The organism is Phenylobacterium sp. (assembly GCF_036821595.1).
In the GTDB taxonomy this organism is placed as follows: domain Bacteria; phylum Pseudomonadota; class Alphaproteobacteria; order Caulobacterales; family Caulobacteraceae; genus Phenylobacterium.
This window is the reverse complement of record NZ_DAISJG010000047.1, coordinates 1-19642: the sequence shown is the minus strand read 5'-3', so window position 1 is coordinate 19642 and position 19642 is coordinate 1. Positions and strand designations below refer to the sequence as shown.

Here is a 19642-nt window from a genome sequence, read left to right as displayed (position 1 = left end):
TGGGCCCGGTCTGCGAGACCGGCGACACCTTCACCCGCGACCGCGCCCTGCCGCCTGTCGAGGGAGGCGACCTGATCGCCTTCATGAGCGCCGGGGCCTATGGCGCGGCCATGGCCAGCGAGTACAACTCCCGCCTGCTCGCGCCGGAGGTGCTGGTGCGCGGCGCCGAGTACGCCGTCGTCCGCCCCCGCCCCACCTACGACGACATGCTGGAGCGGGAACGCCCGGCGCCCTGGCTCTAGCGGGCGGCCAGGCCCTGCAGGAAGGCCCGCAGGTCGCGGGCGCTTTCCTCGGGCATCTGCTCCATCGGCACGTGGCCGCCCTCGGGATAGGTGATCAGCTGCGCGCCTGGAATTGCGGAGGCGAAGGCCCGCGACTGCGCCGCCGGGATCACCTGGTCCTTCAACCCCACCATCACCAGCGTCGGAGTCCGGATGGCGGCGAAGGTCTCGGGTGTCACCGGGGCCCCGCCGCCGGCTCGCCGGGTCAGGATCGCACGGTGGCCCGGGGCGCGCGCCAGCTCGACGTAGCGATCCACCAGCGCCGGCGTCACCAGCGCCTCGTCCTGGTAAGCCTGCTCCAGGCCGCGCGCCGCCAGCGGCCGCGGATCGAGGTTGCGGAGCAGCACCCGTCCTGCGGGGTTCGCCAGGAGCTTGAAGACCGCGGGTCCGCCCTCCGACCGCGCGGCTGAAGGCCAGCCGGCGGCGTTCACCAGCACCAGCCCGTCCAGCCGCTCCGGGTGGGCGAGCGCATAGGACCAGGCCACCGCTCCGCCCATGGAGTTGCCGGCCAGCACGAACCGCTCGACGCCAAGGCGGCGGGTGAGCTCGTCGACGGCGGCGACATTGGCCGCGGCGGAGCTCCGATAGTCCGCGGGCGCCTGTGTCAGGCCATGTCCCGGCAGATCCAGGGTCACGACCCGGTAGTCACCCTTCAGCGACTGCGCCCAGGGCTCCCAGGCGTGCAGCGAGGCCGCGAAGCCATGAACCAGCACGACGGCCGGCGCGCCGCGCGGGCCTTCATCCCGGTAGTGCATGCGCACGCCGCTCGGGAGCGTCAGATACTGCGACGCGCTGTTGGCGTACTTCGCTTCAAGCTGCGGGTAGGGAATGTCGGGGGCGAGGCAGCCGGCCAGCCAGGCGCTGGCGAGCACGACCGAGGCGAGCCGGAAGATGTTGCGCATGTGGCCAAGCTACCATGCGGGACCCTGGGCGTGGCTAGTCCATCGCCCCGACGAAGGGCAGGCCGCGGTACTGGCCCGCCACGTCCATGCCATAGCCGGCGAGGAAGCGGGCCGGCGCCTCCCAGGCCACGAAGTCGGGCTCCAGGCCTCGCGGCTGGGGCCAGGGCTTGCGGGCGAAGACGGTGGTCAGGACCTCGCTGGCCCCCGCGTCGCGGACCAGGCGCACGGCCTCCGACAGCGAGAGGCCCGTGTCGAAGACATCGTCGACGATCAGCGCCTTCTGGCCGACCAGCGGACGTTGCAGGTCGGCGCGCACCTCGCACCGGCCAGTGGAGACCCGCTGGTCCTTGTAGGAGGCGAGCCACAGGGCGTCGAAGCGCACGTGCCGCCCGTTGCGGGCCAGCGCCCGCATCAGGTCGGCGCAATACCAGAGGCCGCCGGTGAGCAGGCACACGGCCACGGTGTCGTCGTCCAGGCGCGGGGCCATGGCGCGGGCGATCGCCTCCACCCGCTCGGCCACCTGGGCTTCGGTGAGGAGAACTTCGGTGATCGGGTCAGCCATGATGTTCCGATAGCGCGTCCGGGGCGTCGGCGGGAAGCGGCTGGGCCTCCACGGGCTGGGGGGCGTGCGTCGCCCGAGGGGCGGCGGCTTCGGCCCGGACTGCCGCCGGGCCGGCGGGCCTTCCGCCGGTCTCGAAGGTGAGTTCGAGATTCTGCAGGCTGGACGGCGGATCGGCGATGGCGATGGCGAAGTGCCGCGTCGCACCCGCCGGGATGTGCGGGTCGATGGGCCGGACGACCTTCGCCGCCAGCGGCTTGCCGGACCGGCTCAGCATGTCGATGCGGACCGCCGGCGCTTCGGCCGCCTGGTCGCGCAGGTTGCGGATCGAGCCGGAGACCGCGAGCACCGGCCGGCCGCCCTGGAAGGTGGGCTCGACCTTCACCTGCTCGATGGCCAGGCCCAGGCTGTTCACCGGAAGGCCGAGGCCGGCGTAGGCGCCGGAAGTCTGCGGAGCCAGCCGCACCACGTCGTCGCGGAACAGCACCGCGCCCACCACGAAGGCCGCGACCAGGGCCGCCATCAGGCCCCAGGCGAGGATCGGCCCGGTCGGCGCCTTGCGCAGGCCGGTCGGAATCGCGGGCCGCGGACGGGTCCCAGGCTTCGGGCCGCTGACGACGAGGTCGTCCTCGCCTGGGCCGTCGGCTGGCGGCGCCGCCTCGGCGGCCGGCTCCGGCGCAGCTTCCGCGGCCGGCGTCTCCTCGAACAGTTCACTGTCGTCGTCGGGGGTCCCGGCGTTCTGGGCCGTGTGCCAGCGCGCGCCGCAGTTGGTGCACTTCACCGTGCGGCCGCCGGCCGGAATCCGGGAGTCGTCGACGAAATAGCTGGTGGCGCACTCTGGACAGGTCAGTATCATGACGGCCGAATCGCGACGCTCCAGCAACCCTCTCCGAGGTCGCCGATTTCGGCCTCCATGTCCAGAAACCCGAACGCCGCTGCGGCGATAGACCCCGCCGCCGACGAGGTGGTCCGCTTCGACGACGTGTCCATGCGCTACGGCCGCGGACCGGAGATTCTGAGCGACCTCAACTTCTCCCTCGCCCCCGGCAGCTTCCACTTCATCACCGGGCCGTCCGGCGCGGGGAAGAGCTCGCTCCTGAAGCTGATCTACCTCGCGGCGCGGCCGTCCAAGGGGCTGATCCACCTGTTCGGCCACGACGTCTCCCGGCTCACCGCGAAGACCCGGCCGCACCTGCGCCGGCGGATCGGGGTCGTGTTCCAGGACCTCCTGCTGCTGGAGCACCTTTCGGCCTTCGACAACGCGGCGATCCCGCTGCGGATCGCCGGCGCCAAGCCCGCCGACTACCGCAACGACGTGGCCGAGCTGCTCTCCTGGGTGGGCCTGGGCGAGCGGATGCACGCCATGCCGGCGACGCTGGCGGGCGGCGAGAAGCAGCGGCTGGCCATCGCGCGCGCTGTGGTCAACCGGCCGGAGATCCTGCTCGCCGACGAGCCCACGGCCAATGTCGACCACGAGATGGCGCTGCGCATCTTCCGCCTGTTCGTCGAGCTGAACCGCCTGGGCACCACCGTGGTCATAGCCACCCACGACCAGGACCTGGTCGCCCGGTCCAGCCGACCCGTGCTGCACCTGGAAGGCGGCCGGCTGACGCCGCGCGGGCCGCTGGGGCCGGGCGCGGCATGAGCCAGATGTTCGACCCCGCGCGCTGGCGTCCCGCCCCCTTCCTGCCCGAGGCGGAGGCGCGCGACGGCGCCCTGATCTTCGTCGTCGCCGTGCTCTGCTTCCTCGCCTGCCTCACCGCGCTGGGGGTGCTGGCCGCCGACCGCGCCGCGCACGGCTGGAGCGGCCAGCTCGTGGGCGAGGCCACGGTCATCGTCCGCGCCCGCGGCGGCGAGACCCCCGACGCCGCGGCCGCCCGGGCGACCGAGGTGCTGGCGGGGGTCGCCGGCGTGGCCGAGGCCCGCGCCCTCGAGCCGGAGAAGGCCTACGACCTGATCCGCCCCTGGCTGGGTGACGTGGCCGACCTGGAGGACCTGCCGGTGCCCAGGCTCGTCGCCGTGACCCTCGACGACGAGCAGCCGGCGAGCGGCGCGGCGCTCGACCGGGCGCTGAAGGCCCAGGGCGTGGACGCCGTGGTGGACGACCACAGCGTCTGGATCGACGACATCCGGCGGGCGGCGGGCGTGGTGCGGTGGGCCGGCGCCGGGGTCTTCCTGCTGATCGCCGGGGCGGCCGCCGCGGTGGTCGCCTTCGCCACCCGGGCTGGACTCGCGGCCCGCAAGGACGTGGTCGAGGTGCTGCACCTCTCAGGCGCCGAGGACGCCTTCATCGCGCGGCTCTTCCAGTTGCGGTTCGCCAGGATCGCGGGGCTCGCCGGCCTGTTGGGGGCGGCGGGCGCGGCGGGCGTGGGCGCCCTGGCCCGGCTGGCGGGCGGCGGCGAGGGCCTGACGCCCGCCCTGCCGATCGCGTGGAACGACCTCCTGGCGGTGCTACCCTGCCCGGTGCTGGCGGCGCTGGTGGCCGCGGTGGCCGCGCGCCTGACGGCGTCGGCGCTGATCCGGGAGATGGAATGAAGTCCGTCGCGGCCTTCCTCGTCCTGCTGCTGATCTGGACGGCGGGCCTCTTCGCCTTCGCCGCGCGGGTGCGGGACTCGACCCCCGCGCCGCTGCCGGAGGCCGCCGACGGCATCGTCGCGCTCACCGGGGCGAACTCGAACCAGCGGATCTCCGCGGCCGTGAACCTCCTGGCGCGCGACCTCGGCCAGCGGGTGCTGGTCTCTGGCGTGAACCCGGAGGCGAGCCGCGAGGACATCCGCACCGTCAGCCGCGCCGTGCGCCGGCTCTACGACTGCTGCGTCGACCTTGGCTTCACCGCCGCCGACACGGTGGGCAACGCTCGGGAGACGGCCGAGTGGGCGACCGCCATGCGCTACGACACCCTGATCGTGGTCACCGCCGACTACCACATGCCCCGCGCCATGCTGGAGCTGCGCGCCGTCCTGCGCGAGCCGGAGATGCGGCTTCAGGCCTATCCCGTGGCGACCCCGGCCCTCAGGGCGCGCGGCTGGTGGCGCAACCCCGCCGCAGCGCGCTTGATGGTGGTGGAGTACAGCAAGTATCTGGCGATCCTCGGCCGCGAGGCGGTGCTGGGGCTCGGCCCCCGCGACCCGTCCCCGGCGCAACAGAAGGGCTGACCGTGATCGCCGTCCGATCCCTGCTCTACGTGGCGCTGTTCTATCTCTGGACGGCGGTGATCGCGGTCGCCGCGACTCCAATCCTGCTCGGCCCGGCCCGCTGGACCCTGGCCATGTTCCACTTCTGGGGGCGGGGCGTCGTGGCGATGCTGGCCATCTGCGGCATCAGGGTCGAGGTGCGCGGGCGCGAGCACATCCCGAAGGGCCCGGCCCTGGTCGCCCCCAAGCACCAGTGCATGCTGGACGTCTTCGCCCAGTTCACCTGGCTGCCGGCCTCCGTCTTCGTCATGAAGAAGGAGCTGAACTGGATCCCCTGGTTCGGCTGGTACGCCGCCAAGGTGGGGACCATCGACATCGACCGCAGCGGCCACTCCACGGCGCTGAAGAACATGGTCCGCCGGGCCAAGGCCCTGTTCGCGAAGAACCGGCAGGTGGTGATCTTCCCGGAAGGCACCCGCGGGGAGCCCGGCGTGAAGGGCGACTACAAGCCGGGGATCGCGGCCCTCTATCGGGAGCTGGACGTGCCGGTCTATCCGGTGGCCACGAACTCCGGCGTCCACTGGCCGGCGCACGGCTTCCTCCGCCGACCCGGGACCATCGTCTTCGAGTACCTGGAGCCGATCCCGCCCGGCCTCAAGCGCGCCGAGTTCATGCGCACCCTGGAAGAGCGGATCGAGGCCGCCTCGGCGAAGCTTCTGGCGCTCTAGCCGCCGGCCAGCTCACGCTGCTCCACCAGCCCCAGCAGCGTCTCCATGCCCAGGTCGCGGACACCCTCCTCGCGCAGATGATCCACGAGGTCGCGCAGGTAGTCGACGTTGCGGCCAGACAGACCCGACGCGCCGGCGATCAGCTCCGCCTGCCGCTCCAGGCCCAGCGCGCCGGCCCACTGCGGATGGCGCACGTCGGAGAGGAAGACCAGGGCTTCCGCCCGCCGGCCGTCGGCGAGCCGCACCGCGCGCCTCGCCTCCATATAGGTCTCGGTGGGCTGCTCGCGCTCCACGAGGTAGGCGTAGACCTCCGGCCAGGCGGCCTCGTCGACGCGGTAGGCCATGCCGCGGGTCGCCCCGCCCGGCGCGAGGCCCAGCACCAGGCCCGGGCGTTCGTAGGTGCCCCTGTGATGGACGGAATAGATGCAGAAGGCGCGCTTGCGGCCGTGTAGGGTGGCGGGCTTCCGCTCGACGAAATCGAACCCCGGCCGCCACATCAGCGAACCGTAGCCGAAGACCCAACGCTCGTCCGACATCCCGCCCCGCGCTAAACGAAGGCCCATGTCTCTGCACGATCTCCCGCCGCCCCGCAAACACAGCCGTCTCGGCCTCTACATCCCGTTCGGCATCGCCCTCCTGGTGGTCATCGGCTGGACGGTCCTGTGGCTCTGGGCGCGCGGCGAGGCCCGCGCGCGCATGGACGCCGCCGTCGAGGACCTGAAGCGGGCCGGCTACGAGGTCAGCTGGAAGGACCGGGGGATCGGCGGCTATCCGTTCCGCCTGAACGTCACCCTGAGCGAAGCCCGCGTCCGCGAGCCGTCCGGCTGGGGCCTGGAGGCGCCGGTTCTGGAGGGGCAGGCCTACATGCACGCGCCGACCCACTGGATGCTGGCTGCGCCGCAGGGGCTGACCTTCGTGCGGCCGATCGGCGGACCGGTGGCGGTGACGGGCGAGGTGATCCGCGCGAGCCTCAGGGACCTCGACAAGCGACCGCCCAGCTTCTCCCTTCAGGCCTCGAAGCTCACCTTCCGGCCAGTCGCGGGCGCCCAGCCGTTCGGCCTCACCGCCGCGGAGCTCGTGGAGTTTCACCTGCGGCCCGGTCCGGACGACGAGGGGCTGCTGGCCGCCGAGGTCAAGGACGGCCAGGCCCGGCTCTCGGGCCTGTTCGGCCGCATCGCCGGCGAAAAGCCGGTGTCGATCACCTGGAACTCGCGGCTGACCAGGATGAGCGCCTTCGCCGGCCCAGACTGGCCCTCCGCCGTGCGCGCCTGGTCGGACGCCGGCGGCCAGATGCGGGTGGTCCAGGGCGGCGTCACCGCCGGCGAGGCGGTTCTGGGCTCCAACGCCGGCACGCTCACCGTGGGGACCGACGGGCGGCTGCGCGGCATGCTCGACGTCACGCTGCGCCAGGCGCCGATGGCGCTGGGGGCCATGGGCCAGGCCGGCGTAATCCAGCCCGAGGCGGCCGGCGCCGCCGCGGCGGTGGCGGAGGCCCGCCAGGGCCAGGGCGAGGCGGCGCGGGCCACGATCAACTTCCAGGCCGGCCAGACGACCCTGGGCCCCGTCGCCTTGGGCCCGGCCCCGAAGGTCTACGAGCGCCGCTGAGGCGGGGCTTGACCGTGGCGCGCGGCGCGCCGTTCGGCCATGCTGTCGAAAACGGGGGAAACAACATCATGGCGTCGCTCTACGACCGCTGGCTTCTGCCGAAGCTGCTCACCTGCGCCTGCTCCTCGCCGCCGATGATGAAGCAGCGGGCCAAGATCGTGCCGAAGGCCGAGGGCCGGGTGCTCGAGCTCGGCATCGGCATGGGGCTCAACCTCGCCTACTACGATCCGGCGAAGGTGACCGAGGTGAAGGGCGTCGATCCATCCCCCGAGCTCCGCGCCCGCGCCCAGTCCGCGCCGCACGATCCGGCCCTCAAGGTCTCCGTGGAGGACGGAACGGCCGAGGCCCTGCCCTTCCCGGACAGGACCTTCGACTGCGTGGTCTGCACCTTCACCCTATGCTCGGTGCACACGCCGACGGCCGCGCTGGCTGAGGCCAGACGGGTGCTGAAGCCGGGCGGCAAGTTCTTGTTCTGCGAGCACGGCCTCGCGCCGGATCCCGGCGTCGCCAACTGGCAGCGGCGGATCGAGCCGGTGTGGAAGCGCATTGCCGGCGGCTGCCACCTGACCCGGCCGGTTTCCAGCAGCATCGCCGCCGGCGGCTTCAGACTGGAGAGCGTCGACCGGATGTACCTGCCGAAGACGCCGCGCTTCGCCGGCTGGAACGAGTGGGGCGTGGCGACGCCGGCCTGAGGGCCGATCAGCTCCGCGCCGAGAGTCCGTGCTGGCGCATCCGCCAGAGCAGGGTCTCGATGCGGTCCTGGCCGAAGAACGGCTCGTCCTGGAAAACCATGGTCGGCACGCCCCAGTGTCCAACCTCCTCCATCCGCTCGTGGCTCTCCTGGATCGCTCTCTCCAGCCGCTCCGCGTCGCTCGCGATCGTGCGCTCCAGGACCGCGAGGTCGAGGCCGGCGCGGGTTGTCGCCTGGGCAAGGTGGTCGCCCTGGTCCCAACCCTGGATCTCGCCGCCCCAGATCAGCCGGCTGACCTCCACGATGAACGGCAGGCCGCGGCCGGCTTCCGCGGCGGCCTGGCCCAGGCGGGTGAGCCGGCCGATGTAGGGCTGGTCCTTCGCCACCTCGCCGGTGGCGAAGTCCATGACGATGGGATCGGGGCGCGGCGGGCCGAACGGCAGGCCGAGCATCTGGGCGGTGCGGAAGGCGTCGCGCGCCACGTACATGGGCCAGCGCCGGTCCTGGCGCTTGAAGAAGCCCTCCACCCGCACCGCGAGCGGATAGACCGGCCGCACCCGCATCTCGACGTCGTAGTCCCGGGCGATCTCCGCCAGCCGCGGGGCGGCCAGGTAGGAATAGGGGCTTCGGAACGACCAGAAGACCTCCACCTCAAGCGACACGGCGTCTCCTCCACCCAGCTTGGCAATAATGACCGATTAGTCTAATAATGACCAAATAGTCAATTCTGGGAGCGGCGGGATGGCGCTGGCGGAGCGGGTGGACAGGCGGCGGGCGCGGACCCGCGCGGCCCTCCTGCGGGCCGGCCATGCGCTGTTCGCAGAGCGGTCGGTGGATGGGGTCAGCATCGACGACATCGTCGCCTGCGCCGACGTGGCCAAGGGCAGCTTCTACAACCACTTCCCGGACAAGGAGGCGCTCGCCCGCGAGGTCGCCGCCGAGGTGCGCGGCGCCGTGGAGGCGCGGGTCGCGGCCCTCAACGCCGGCGTCGCCGATCCGGCCGAGCAGGTGGCCCGCGCGGTTTGCTTCTTCGCCCGCCAGGCCGCCGAGCACCCGGAGCCGGCCGGCGTCATGCTGCGCCTGTTCCCCGGCGCGGGCGTGCCCGACGCGCCCATGGACCGGGGCGTCCGCGCCGCGGTGCAGGCCGGCCTCGCGGCCGGGCGCTTCGACGGCCTGCCGCTGGAGGCCGCGGTGCTGATGGCGGTGGGCGTGGTCCAGATCGCGGTCTCCCGCGGGCTGCAGAGGCCGGCCGGCGCCCAGGGGCTGGCCCGCGACCTGGCCTTCGGCCTGTTGCGGGGCCTCGGCGCGCCGGAAGCCGAGGCCCGCGAGATCGCCGCCCGCGCCGCCGGCGAAGTCTTCGCCCGACATCCCTGAACCCGGAGGCCGCCATGCGGATCACCGCCGTCCTCGTCGCCCTCTACGCTCTCCTGTTCGCCGCCTTGGCCCTCGGATTCTGGGCGGCGCCGGAGATCGCCGCCCAGCGCCTGCACCTCGAGGCGATCGGCGCGCCCGGCCTGTCCAGCCTGCGTGGCGACCTCGGAGGGCTGTTCCTGGCGCTGGCGGGGCTCAGCGGCGTGGGCCTCCTCCGCAAGCAACGCGCGCTGCTTCTCGCCGCCGCGGCGGTCCTGGCGGTCATCGTGGCGGGGCGGCTGATCGGGTTCGTTCTGGCGGGCGTATCGCGAGAGGTCTTCGTCCCCCTGATCGTCGAGATTGTCGGCGCGGCCATCCTCGTCCTGCACGTGCGCGGCTTGCCCGGCGCGGAGCGAAGCGGTCGGCGCGGCTGGATCACCGCAGGCGTCCTGCTGGTCGCGGCGGTCGGCGGGGCCGCGGCGCTCGCCGCGCCGCCCGTGCAGACGGCGCTGATGACCCGCGTCGCCGAGCGCAACCTGAGCACCGACAATTCCGCCCTGCTGAAGCCCGACGCCCTGCGCGTGGCGGTCTGCGGCAGCTCCGCCCCCCTGCCCAGCGACGCACGCGCCAAGGCCTGCGTGGCGGTGATGGCCGGCGGCCGGTTCTATGTGGTCGACGTGGGCCCGGAGTCGGTCGAGCGGCTGATGCAGTGGGGCCTGCCCCTCTCCAGCATCGGCGGCGTCCTCGTCACTCACTTCCACTCCGACCACATCGGCGACCTGGGAGAGCTCAACCTGCAGACCTGGGCCCAGGGCCGGCCCGCGCCCCTCGCCGTCTACGGCGGTCCGGGCGTCGAGCAGGTGGTCGCCGGCTTCAACGAGGCCTACCGGCTGGACCAGGGCTATCGCACCGCACACCACGGGGCGCAGGTGATGCCGGCGGCGACCTGGCCGCTGGTGGCCCATCCCGTCGCGCTGACTGGTCCGCCGACGCCGGCGCGGGACCGCACCGCCGTCGTGCTCGACGACGGGACTCTGCGCATCACCGCCATCGAGCTGGACCACGGCCCGATCCAGCCGGCCTACGCCTACCGCTTCGACTACCGGGGCCGCTCGGTGGTGGTGAGCGGCGACACCAAGGCCCACCTGCCGCTGGCGCGGGCCGCGCGCGGCGCAGACCTGATGCTGTCGGAGGCGATCGCCCGGCCGATGATCCGGATCCTGGAGACGACCGCGCGCGAGACCGGCCGCGACCGGGTCGCGGCCATCATGCACGACGTGCAGGACTACCACCTCTCGCCCGAGGAGGCGGCCGTACTGGCCAACCAGGCCGACGTGAAGCTGCTGGCCTTCTACCACCTGCTGCCGGCGGCCGATAACCTGGTCGCCCGGCGTATGTTCGTACGCGGCGTGGACCGGGTGCGCGACGGCGACTGGACGGTCGCCGACGACGGGAGCCTCTACACCCTGCCGGTCGGCTCGGACGCCGTCCGCATCGGGCGCATCGGCCGGTGACCGCCGCCCCCTGAAGACGGGTTGGGCGGCCGCGCCCTGCGACGCGGCCGCCCTGACGCGCCCGTTTGGGGCTGGGCTGCGTCAGTCGCCGAAGATCCACCCCGAGGGCAGGGTGGAGAGCTGGACGCCGACCAGGATCATCTGGCCGCCGGCGCCCATGTCGATCACCGTGTCGTCCCCGACCTGGCTCAGGGCGTAGACCGTGTCCGGGTCCAGCTGGACCCGGTCGCCCTCGGCGAAGTTGAAGTCGAGCACGCGGTCGATCCCGGCCTCCGAGAAGGTGTGGAAGATGTCCGCGCCCTCGCCGCCGGTGAGGGTGTCGTCGCCGCGGTCCCCGGAAAGCCAGTCGTCGCCGTCCTGGCCCAGCACCACGTCGTTGGCCTGGCCGCCGCGGACGATGTCGGCGCCCGCGCCGCCCTCGCAGGTGTCGTCGCCCATGTTGCCGTAGACGATGTCCCCGCCTTCGTCGCCGAACAGCCGGTCATGGTCCTTGCCGCCGACCACCCAGTCGTCGCCGCCGCCGCCACGCACGGTGTCGTCGCCCTCGTTGCCGTGGGCGTCGTCGAAGCCGGCGCCGCCGGAGACGGTGTCGTTCCCGGCCCCGCCGCGGAGGTAGTTGGCGCCCTCATCGTCGGAGAGCACGTCGTCGCCTTCGCCGCCGAAGGCCCGGTCGTCGCCGGCCCCACCGGAAAGCGTGTCCGCCCCCAGGTCGCCCGACAGGTAGTCGTCCCCCTCGTCCCCGGCCAGGAGGTCGTTGTCCTGGCCGCCGTAGAGGATGTCATCCCCGGCGCCGCCGTTGAGGCTGTCGTTGCCGGCGTTGCCGTGCACCCAGTCGTTGCCGTCGCCCGAGGACACGGTGTCCCCGCCAAAGCCTGCGGAGAAGGTGTCGGCGAGGCCGCCCAGCGTGGCCAGGTCGGCCCCGGTGGTGCCGTAGGTCCCGGTGGTGATGATCACCGGGCCGCCGCCACCGCCACCGCCACCACCACCGCCGCCGCCGCCGCCCGAGGGCGCCGAGACGTTGAGGGTCAGGGTGTTGGCCGAGGCGTCCGCATTGGAGCCCCAGGTCGCCAGGCCGTCGTCCTTCACCGTGAAGCTCAGGGTGACGGCCCCGGCCTCGTCCGGGGTGAACACGAGGTCGCCAAGTTCGATGTCGGCGGCGGTGATCACGTCCCCCGCCTCGACCTCGAGCCCGGCCAGGGTGAGCGAGCCGCTCGCCGGGAGCGCGGTGATCGTCACCGAGGCCATTCCGTCGCCGTCCGGATCGGTGAACCCGAAGTCGTCGAGGGTGATCACCCGCGTGCCGGTGGTCAGCAGACTGCCCGAGCGGTCGGCCCCCGACGGCGCGGTGTTCTTGCCGAAGGTCCCGTCGTCGAACTGCAGCCGCTCGACGTCTTCGAGCCGGTCGGTCCCGTCCGGACCGGTCACCTGCAGGACGCCCGCGCTCAGCTCGGTGATCGTGTAATCCGAGCTGTCGCCCGAGAACACGGCCACGTCGTTGCCCGCGCCGCCCACCATGGTGTCGTTCCCGGCGCCGCCCTCCAGGATGTCGGGACCGCCGTTGCCGACGAGGCTGTCGTTCCCGTCCTCGCCCCACAGGGTGTCGTCGTCGCCGGCCCCGACCAGGGTGTCGTTGCCTTCGAGGCCGTGGGCGCGGACGGATTCCAGCGAGGTCATGCCGCCGGCATCGAGCAGATCGTCGCCGGTCGTGCCGTTCAGGTAGATGGTGTTGGGCGCGAGGCCGGTGCGGGACAGGTCGCCGGTGATCACCACCCGCTCGCCGTTGAGTTCCACCTCCTCGACGTTCTCCAGCTGGATGTCCGTCGTGCCGTCGCCGTCGAGGTCCATCAGCAGGACCTGCTTGCCGGTCACAGGGTCCGGATCGCTCGGCTTGATCGTGGCGGTCCGGCCCGGATCGAGCGTCGGCGTCGAGATCTGCAGCAGGTCGGTCCCGCCGCCGCCGTCCACCTGGAAGACGATCTTGTCGCCATTGTCGTCCACGGCGTTCGGATCGAACACCGTAGTGTCGAAGACGAAGGTGTCGCCGGTGGAGCCGCCGACCACGCGCGGCAGGGGCGTGAAGCCGAGGTTCTCCTGCTTGAACAGCAGCGAACTGGTGTTCTCCAGGGTCACCAGGGTCGTGAAGTCGTCACCCTGACCGTCGATGTTGATCTGCAGCAGTGTCGCCGAGCCGGACTGCACGAGCTGCAGGAAGCCCTTCTCGAACGGGTTCTCCGAGGTGACCCAGGTCGGCGCGCGGGCCTCGAGCAGCGCGCGGATGTCGAGGAAGTCCCCGCTCGCGCCGGTCTGGAAGTCGGTGACCGTCAGCGAGCCTGCGAGCGCTGGGCTGACCACCAGCCGGTCGGCGCCGCCGCCCAGGCCCACCGTGACGGACTCGCCGGCGCCGGCCTGAGCCGAGACGGTGTCGTCGCCAGCGCCGCCGAACAGGGTGTCCCAGCCGCCGCCGCCCGTGATAGAGTCCGAGCCCGCGCCGCCGTCGAGGTAGTTGGCGGTGGAGGTGCCGGTGAGGGTGTCGGCGAAGCCCGAGCCCGTGATGCCCTCGATGCTGACGAGGTTGTCCTGCCCAAGGCCGCCGCCGACGTTCTGCGAGCCGTTGGCGCTGGCCAGGTCGATGGTGAGCCCGCTCGACGCCTGGGTGAAGGCCGCCACGTCGATCCCGTCGCCGCCGTCAATCACGTCGTCGCCGAAGCCGCCCTCGAGGATGTCGTCGCCGGCCCCGCCGAGCACGGTGTCGTCGCCGGCCCCGCCGAACAGGAAGTTGGACATCCCGTTTCCGGTGAGGGCGTCAGCGTGGGCGCTGCCCCACAGGTTCTCGATCTCCACCAGGGTGTCGAGGCCAAGGCCGCCGCCGACGTCCTGCGCGCCCGTGGCGGCCAGGCTCACCGTCACGCCGCTCGAGGCGTCGGAATAGCGCGCGGTGTCGCCGCCGAACCCGCCACGGACCGAGAGCACGCCATTGTTGGTGCCCCCTTCGAGCCGGTCGTCGCCGGCTCCGCCCTGCAGCATATCGTCGCCCGCCCCGCCGCCGAGCGTGTTCGCACCGCCGTCGCCGGTCAGCGCATCGTCGAAGCCGGAGCCCAGCACGCGCTCGATCCCGGTCAGGACGTCCGCGCCCGCGCCGCCCGAGCTTGCGCCGGTGGACAGGTCGACGCTCACCGCGGCGGTGGCCCCGGCGTAGCTGGCCGTATCCAGCCCCGCGCCGCCGTCCAGGGTGTCGGCCCCCAGTCCGCCGAACAGCAGGTCGTCGCCGCCGCCGCCCTTGAGGATGTCGTCGCCGAGGCCGCCGTCGAGGGTGTCGGCCGCGCCCGCGCCCTGGGCGTCGACGACTACGGTCGGGCCGCCGAAGCCGAGGCCCGCCGCGTCGACATGGACGAGGCCGTCCCCGAGCAGGGTGTCCCCGCCCGCGCCGCCCGAGAGCGAGTCCGCCCCGTCGAAGCCCGCCAGCAGGTTCGCCCCGGCGTCGCCCGAGAGGGTGTCGCCGAACGCCGAGCCCGAGACGTTCTCGAAGCCCCCCGCGCGGACCGTGCCCTGGCCGGTGACCTGGGCGACTCCTTGCGAGGCCAGCGAGAAGTTGACGCCGGCCGAGGAGATGTCCGTGCCGTTGCCGTGGAACGACAGGGTGTCGAGGTCCGCCCCGCCTTCGACGCGGTGCGTGCCCGCCCCGATCTGGACGAGGTCGTCGCCGGCCCGGCCGTCGATCATGTCGTTGCCGGTGACACCCGAGCCGTTAGAGCCGCCCCAGAGCCAGTTGGCGCCCGCATCGCCCGACAGGGTGTCGCTGAAGGCGGTGCCCGACACGGCCTCTATGTTCACCAGCGTATCGTTGCCCTGGCCCGTCGCCTGAGCCTGGCCCTGGAGCGCGAGGTCCACTCGCACGCCGGCCGTGGCGTTGGACGAATAGGCCGCCCGGTCCACGCCCGCGCCGCCGTCAAGCCGGTCATTGCCGAGCCCGCCGACCAGGAAGTCGTGGCTGTCACCGCCCTGGACGGTGTCGTCGCCGTCCTGGCCGAACAGGGAATCGGGATCGGCGCCCCCGTCGAGGCGGTCGTTCCCGCCGCCGCCCAGCAGGGTGTCCGACCCGCCGACGCCGCTCAGAGTGTCCTCCGCCGCGCCGGAGGAGATCAGCTCACCCGAGGGGCTGCCGACGATGTTGACGCCCACCTGGTAGGTCGCGTCCGAGAACCTCAGCGTCTCGACGCTGGTCAGGGTGTCGACCCCGTCCGGCGAGCCATCGCGCAGGTCGGTGACCGTCGTCGTCCCGTCAGGATTGACCACGATCTCGTAGTCCGCGCGCGCACCGGAGAACATGGCCACGTCGAGGCCCGCGCCGCCGTCCAGCACGTCAGAGCCGCCGCCGCCGACCAGGCTGTCGTCGCCCTGGCCGCCCCGCAGGGTGTCGGCGCCCACGGACCCGGAGGGGGAGCCCGCCGCCGGCGCCTGGAGGATCACGAACTCGCCGTTGGCGAAGGTGATCTCGCCGTCGCCGAGCAGCAGGTCCGAGCCGTCCCCGCCGGAGAGGCTGTCCGCGCCCTTCATGCCAGCCAGAGTGTTGGCGCCCGCGTCGCCCGTGAGGGTGTCGTCAAAGACCGTGCCGGAGAGGTTCTCGACGCCCGTGAGGGTCATCGAGCCCACGTTGGTGGCCTGTGCCACGCCCGGCTGGGCCAGGCTGATGGTCACGCCGGAGCCGCCGGTGATGTTGTAGCTCATCACCACGGCGTCGACGCCGCCGCCGCCGTCCAGCACGTGGTCGCCGTTGTAGACCAGCAGGAGGTCGGCGCCGTCGCGTCCCGATAGGACGTCATTGCCCCCGTTGTAGGTCCACAGGAGGTTGGCGCCCGCGTCGCCAGAGAGCGTGTCGCTCCCGGTCGTGCCGTAGAGCCATTCCACGCCGACGATGGTCTTCACGCCCTGGCCGGTGGTCTGCGGCCCGGTGATCGCGAGGTCGACGTTCACCGCCGGCCCGCCCTGGAACAGCAGGCGGTCCACGCCCGCGCCGCCGTCGAAGCGATCTGCCCCTGGGCCGGAGACCAGGATATCGAGACCCGCCCCGCCCTGCAGGGTGTCGTCCCCCTCCGCGCCGATGAGGACGTCATCCCCCTCGCCGCCATCGAGCAGGTCGTTGCCTTGCGCGCCGACCAGGTTGTCGGCGCCGCCGAGGCCCGCGAAGGTGTCGGGGCCGGCCGTGCCGACGAAGCTGTCGGGGCCCGGCGTGGCCGCAAGACCGCCGGACACCAGCACCAGCCCATCGGAGAACTGCAGGTACTCGGCGCCCGAGACCGTGTCCGCGCCGTCGACGCCGCCGTTGCGGTGCGTGACCCAGAGGTCGCCGTTCGCCTGCCGGACCACGTCGTAGTCGGCCCTGGCCCCGCTGAAGACGGCCGTGTCCAGGCCCGCGCCGCCGTCGATGACGTCGTCGCCAAGGCCGCCGACCAGCCGGTCGTCGCCCTGGCCACCCTTGAGGGTGTCGGCGCCCGCGCCGCCGTCGAGCGTGTCGGCGCCGGAGCCGGCGTCCTCCTCCACCACGGGCGGACCGGCGGTGCCGAACTCCGACCGCGCGACGATGACGCCGTCGCCCAGCAGCAGGTCCGCGCCCTCGCCCCCCGAGAGCGAGTCGGCGCCGCCGTAGCCGGCGAGCAGGTTCGCGCCCGCGTCGCCGCCCAGGGTGTCGCCGTGCGTCGAACCCGACAGGTTCTCGAAGCCGGCGAGTTCCATCGAGCCCTGGTTCGTCGCCTGGGCCGCGCCCTGCAGGGCCAGGGAGACGTTCACGCCCGCCGGGCTGATGTCCGTGCCGTTGCCGTGGAAGGACAGCGCATCGGCGCCGGCCCCGCCGTCGAGCACATGGTCGCCGGCCCCTACCTGGACGAGGTCGTCGCCGCCGCCGGCCGAGATCCGGTCGTTGCCGGTGACGCCCGAGCCGTCCGAGCCGCCCCACAGCCAGTTGGCGCCGCTGTCGCCGGTGAGGGTGTCGTCGAAGCGCGTGCCCGACGCGGCCTCGATGCCGATCAGGGTGTCCAGCCCCTGGCCGGTGTCCTGCGCGACCCCCTGCACATTGAGGTCGACCCGCACGCCGGCGGTCGCTCCGGCCGAGAAGGCCGCGCGGTCGTAGCCCTCGCCGCCGTCGAGGCGGTCGTTCCCGTCTCCGCCCACCAGGAAGTCGGCGCCCGCCTCACCGAGGAGGGTGTCATCGCCGGCCTCGCCGCGAAGCCCGTCGTCGCCATCGCCGCCGCTGAGCCTGTCCGCCCCGCCGCCGCCGAAGACCACGTCGGCGGCCCCGAGAGCCGAGAGCGTGTCGCCGCCGGAGCCGCCCGTCAGAGTGTCGGGCCCGGCCGTGCCCGCGGTGTTGCTGCCGACATTGGAGGCCGCCACGTCGATGTCGCTGAAGCGCAGGATCTCCACGCCGCTCAGGGTGTCCGTCCCGTCCGGCGAGCCGGAGCGCAGGTCGGTCACGGTGATCGCGCCGCCAGGCTGAAGCGCCAACTGGTAGTCGGCCCGGGCCCCGCTGAAGCGCGCCACGTCCTGGCCGTCCCCGCCGTCCAGACGGTCGGAGCCGCGGCCGCCCAGGAGGGTGTCGTCACCCTGGCCGCCCATCAGCGTGTCCGCGCCGACCGGGAGATCCCCGAAGATCCCGTCCTCGAAGGCCATGATGGTGGCGTTGTCGTCGACGCCCAGGGCGCCGTCGCCGAGCAGGGTGTCGTTCCCCTGCCCGCCCACGAGCGAGTCCGAACCGCCCCAGCCGGCCAGGACGTTCGCCCCATCGTCACCGGTGAGGGTGTCTGCGCCGTAGCGGGTGCCGCTCAGATTCTCGATGCCGGTCAGGGTCATCAGGCCCTGGCCGGTGTCCTGGGCGCCCGTCACCGCCAGCGAGACCCTGACCGGCTGGGTTAGCGTCACCCCGTCGAAGTCGATTCCGTCCTGGCCCTCGCCGCCGTTCAGGGTATGGGCGCCGGCCCCGACCGTGAACAGGTCGTCGCCGCCGCCGCCGACCATGGAGTCGGTCCCCTCGGTGCCCCACAGCCAGTTGCCGGCGCCGTCGCCCACGAGGGTGTCGTTGCCCGCCGTCCCGGTGAGGTGCTGGATGTTGATTAGCGTGTCGTTGCCGTTGCCGGTGTTCTGGGGCTGGTCCTGGAGCAGCAGGCTGACGTTGGCGGCACTCGCGCCGTAGAAGCTGGCGCGGTTGACGCCCGCGCCGCCGTCCAGGACGTCGTCGCCGCCGCCGCCGACCAGGAGGTCCGCCCCGTCCCCGCCCAGCAGGGTGTCGTCGCCCGCCTGGCCGCGCAGGATGTCCCGGTCCGCGCCGCCCAGCAGCCGGTCGCCGCCGCCGGCGCCCTCGAGGATGTCGGCGCCCTCCAGGCCGGAGATGGTGTCGGCGTTGGCCCCGCCGACGATCGTGTCGGCGCCCGTACCGCCGAACAGGGTGCCGCCCACGTCGGTGAGTGACAGGGTCTGGTCGGTGAACTTCAGGAACTCCACGCCCCTGAGGACGTCCGCGCCGTCCGGCGAGCCCTCGCGCTGGTCGGTGACCTGCACGCTGCCGTCGTTCAGCACGTTGATGAGGTAGTCGCCGCGCTCGCCGGAGAAGACGGCGGTATCCACGCCGCCCTCGCCCGCGAGCGTGTCGTCGCCGGCCCCGCCGTCGAGCGTGTCGTCACCGTCGTCGCCCCAGAGCTGGTCGGCCCCGCCGCGCCCGACGAGGGAATCCGAGCCTTCCGCGCCGTCGAGGATGTTGGCGGCGTCATTGCCGCTCAGGGTGTCGGCGTGCGTCGTGCCGGCCAGGTTCTCGATATCGACCAGGGTGTCGGAGCCGAAGTCGGCGCTCACCGCCTGGCCGCCCGCGACCGCAAGGTCCACCCGGACCCCGGTCGTCGCGCCCTCGATGTAGACAGCCCAGTCCTGGCCATCTCCGCCGTCGAGCCGGTCGTCGCCCGCCGCGCCTTCCAGCACGTCGTCGCCGCCACGGCCGGCGAGGGTGTCCGCGCCGCCGCCGCCGTAGACGTAGTTGGAGCCGCCATCGCCGCTGACGGCGTCGTCGAAGGCGCCGGCGTAGACGTTCTCGATGTTGGCGATGGTGTCGACGCCCGCGCCGCCGCCCACCGTCTGGGCGGTGGTAACGGCGAGATCGATGTTCAGGCCGGAGGTCGCATCCAGGTATGCGGCGATGTCGCCGCCCACCTCGCGACGCAGGCCGATGACGGAGCTGTGGGCGCCGCCGTCCAGGACGTCGTTGCCCGCGCCGCCGGCCAGATAGTCGTCACCCGCACCGCCGGAGAGCGAGTCGGCGCCGGCCTGGCCGACCAGGAAGTCCGTTCCGATCGTGCCGCTGAGGGTGTCGTCCCCGAAGCTGGCCGAGACCTGGTACTCGCCGTCGGCGCTCGCCTGCGGATGGATGGTGGCGAGGTCGAGGACGTCGTTCCCCGCCGTGCCAAGGGTGACGGGCCGGCCGTTGGAGACCAGCTGGCGCACGGAGAGCGGCAGGTTGACGAACTGGCCCTGGTTGAAGGGCGGGACCAGGAAGTGCAGCTGGTCGATGTTGGCGACCGTGTCGGTCCCCTGCCAGGCCTGGTCGCCCAGACCCTCCACCGTGGCGGCGCCGTCGCCGTTCACGGTGACCCGGAAGACCGCCACGCCGGAGCCGTTGTTGACGAGCTCGACGTTGAAGACGTTCGCCTGGGCGGTTTCCACCACGCGCAGCGAACCCGACGTGCCCTGCGGCAGTTCGAAGGCGGCCACGTCGTTCGCGCCCGTTCCGCCGTCGATGACGTCACCGCCGCCGCCGCCGACCATGTAGTCGTCGCCGCCCTGGCCGATCAGCCGGTCGGCGCCTGCGCCGCCCTGAAGGTTGTTGGCGCCCGCGTGGCCGGTG

Annotated in this window: 14 protein-coding genes and 1 pseudogene; 9 read left to right on the top strand and 6 right to left on the bottom strand. The window is 72.9% G+C overall.

The window, feature by feature from the left end; all coding sequences use genetic code 11:
* A pseudogene (locus tag V7Z97_RS15840) lies at positions 1-242 on the top strand (diaminopimelate decarboxylase); the annotation flags it as partial.
* Here the strand turns inward: V7Z97_RS15840 and V7Z97_RS15835 are convergent.
* The 3 genes from V7Z97_RS15835 to V7Z97_RS15825 are packed head-to-tail and all read right to left on the bottom strand — an operon-like array spanning position 239 to position 2598.
* Positions 239-1183, bottom strand: a complete 945-nt coding sequence (locus tag V7Z97_RS15835; RefSeq protein WP_334164402.1) for an alpha/beta fold hydrolase — start codon at positions 1181-1183, stop codon at positions 239-241. The pseudogene V7Z97_RS15840 and the gene V7Z97_RS15835 overlap by 4 nt on opposite strands.
* Before the next feature lie 34 nt (positions 1184-1217).
* The gene (locus V7Z97_RS15830) at positions 1218-1745 is read right to left on the bottom strand and encodes a phosphoribosyltransferase (RefSeq protein ID WP_334164401.1); all 528 of its coding nucleotides are present in this window, start codon (positions 1743-1745) and stop codon (positions 1218-1220) included.
* Positions 1738-2598 carry a DUF3426 domain-containing protein gene (locus V7Z97_RS15825; RefSeq protein ID WP_334164400.1) on the bottom strand — a complete coding sequence of 287 codons (861 nt, stop codon included), beginning with the start codon at positions 2596-2598 and terminating at the stop codon, positions 1738-1740. The genes V7Z97_RS15830 and V7Z97_RS15825 overlap by 8 nt, the downstream gene beginning before the upstream one ends.
* 57 nt (positions 2599-2655) lie before the next feature.
* Between V7Z97_RS15825 and ftsE the strand changes: the two genes are divergently transcribed.
* Genes ftsE through V7Z97_RS15805 form a run of 4 tightly spaced genes read left to right on the top strand, consistent with a single transcriptional unit; the run spans position 2656 to position 5604 of the window.
* On the top strand, positions 2656-3387 hold the full coding sequence (gene ftsE / locus V7Z97_RS15820; RefSeq protein WP_334164399.1) for a cell division ATP-binding protein FtsE: 732 nt from the start codon (positions 2656-2658) through the stop codon (positions 3385-3387).
* On the top strand, positions 3384-4277 hold the full coding sequence (locus V7Z97_RS15815; RefSeq protein WP_334164398.1) for a cell division protein FtsX: 894 nt from the start codon (positions 3384-3386) through the stop codon (positions 4275-4277). The genes ftsE and V7Z97_RS15815 overlap by 4 nt, the downstream gene beginning before the upstream one ends.
* Entirely contained in the window at positions 4274-4897 is a 624-nt protein-coding gene (locus V7Z97_RS15810) for a YdcF family protein (protein WP_334164397.1), read from the top strand. Before V7Z97_RS15815 ends, V7Z97_RS15810 begins: the two co-directional genes overlap by 4 nt.
* 2 nt (positions 4898-4899) lie before the next feature.
* The gene (locus tag V7Z97_RS15805; RefSeq protein ID WP_334164396.1) at positions 4900-5604 is read left to right on the top strand and encodes a lysophospholipid acyltransferase family protein; all 705 of its coding nucleotides are present in this window, start codon (positions 4900-4902) and stop codon (positions 5602-5604) included.
* Here the strand turns inward: V7Z97_RS15805 and V7Z97_RS15800 are convergent.
* Complete coding sequence (locus V7Z97_RS15800; RefSeq protein WP_334164395.1) at positions 5601-6140, bottom strand: gamma-glutamylcyclotransferase; 540 nt, start codon at positions 6138-6140, stop codon at positions 5601-5603. The genes V7Z97_RS15805 and V7Z97_RS15800 overlap by 4 nt on opposite strands.
* A gap of 25 nt (positions 6141-6165) precedes the next feature.
* Between V7Z97_RS15800 and V7Z97_RS15795 the strand changes: the two genes are divergently transcribed.
* Positions 6166-7209, top strand: coding sequence for a DUF2125 domain-containing protein (locus V7Z97_RS15795; protein ID WP_334164394.1), 1044 nt, complete (start codon positions 6166-6168; stop codon positions 7207-7209).
* A 68-nt stretch (positions 7210-7277) separates the two neighbouring features.
* On the top strand, positions 7278-7901 hold the full coding sequence (locus V7Z97_RS15790) for a class I SAM-dependent methyltransferase (RefSeq protein WP_334164393.1): 624 nt from the start codon (positions 7278-7280) through the stop codon (positions 7899-7901).
* 7 nt (positions 7902-7908) lie between these two features.
* Here V7Z97_RS15790 and V7Z97_RS15785 read toward each other — a convergent pair whose 3' ends face one another.
* Positions 7909-8562, bottom strand: coding sequence for a 2-hydroxychromene-2-carboxylate isomerase (locus tag V7Z97_RS15785; RefSeq protein ID WP_334164392.1), 654 nt, complete (start codon positions 8560-8562; stop codon positions 7909-7911).
* Between the two features lie 79 nt (positions 8563-8641).
* Here V7Z97_RS15785 and V7Z97_RS15780 point away from each other — a divergent pair, with 79 nt between their 5' ends.
* Both V7Z97_RS15780 and V7Z97_RS15775 read left to right on the top strand, forming a co-directional pair.
* Positions 8642-9274, top strand: a complete 633-nt coding sequence (locus V7Z97_RS15780) for a TetR/AcrR family transcriptional regulator (RefSeq protein ID WP_334164391.1) — start codon at positions 8642-8644, stop codon at positions 9272-9274.
* A 14-nt stretch (positions 9275-9288) separates the two neighbouring features.
* Positions 9289-10764, top strand: coding sequence for an MBL fold metallo-hydrolase (locus tag V7Z97_RS15775; protein WP_334164390.1), 1476 nt, complete (start codon positions 9289-9291; stop codon positions 10762-10764).
* A gap of 81 nt (positions 10765-10845) precedes the next feature.
* On the opposite strand, the gene V7Z97_RS15770 is transcribed toward V7Z97_RS15775, so the two are convergent.
* Positions 10846-19642: calcium-binding protein (locus V7Z97_RS15770; RefSeq protein ID WP_334164389.1), on the bottom strand; the 8797-nt coding region annotated here is incomplete at its 5' end.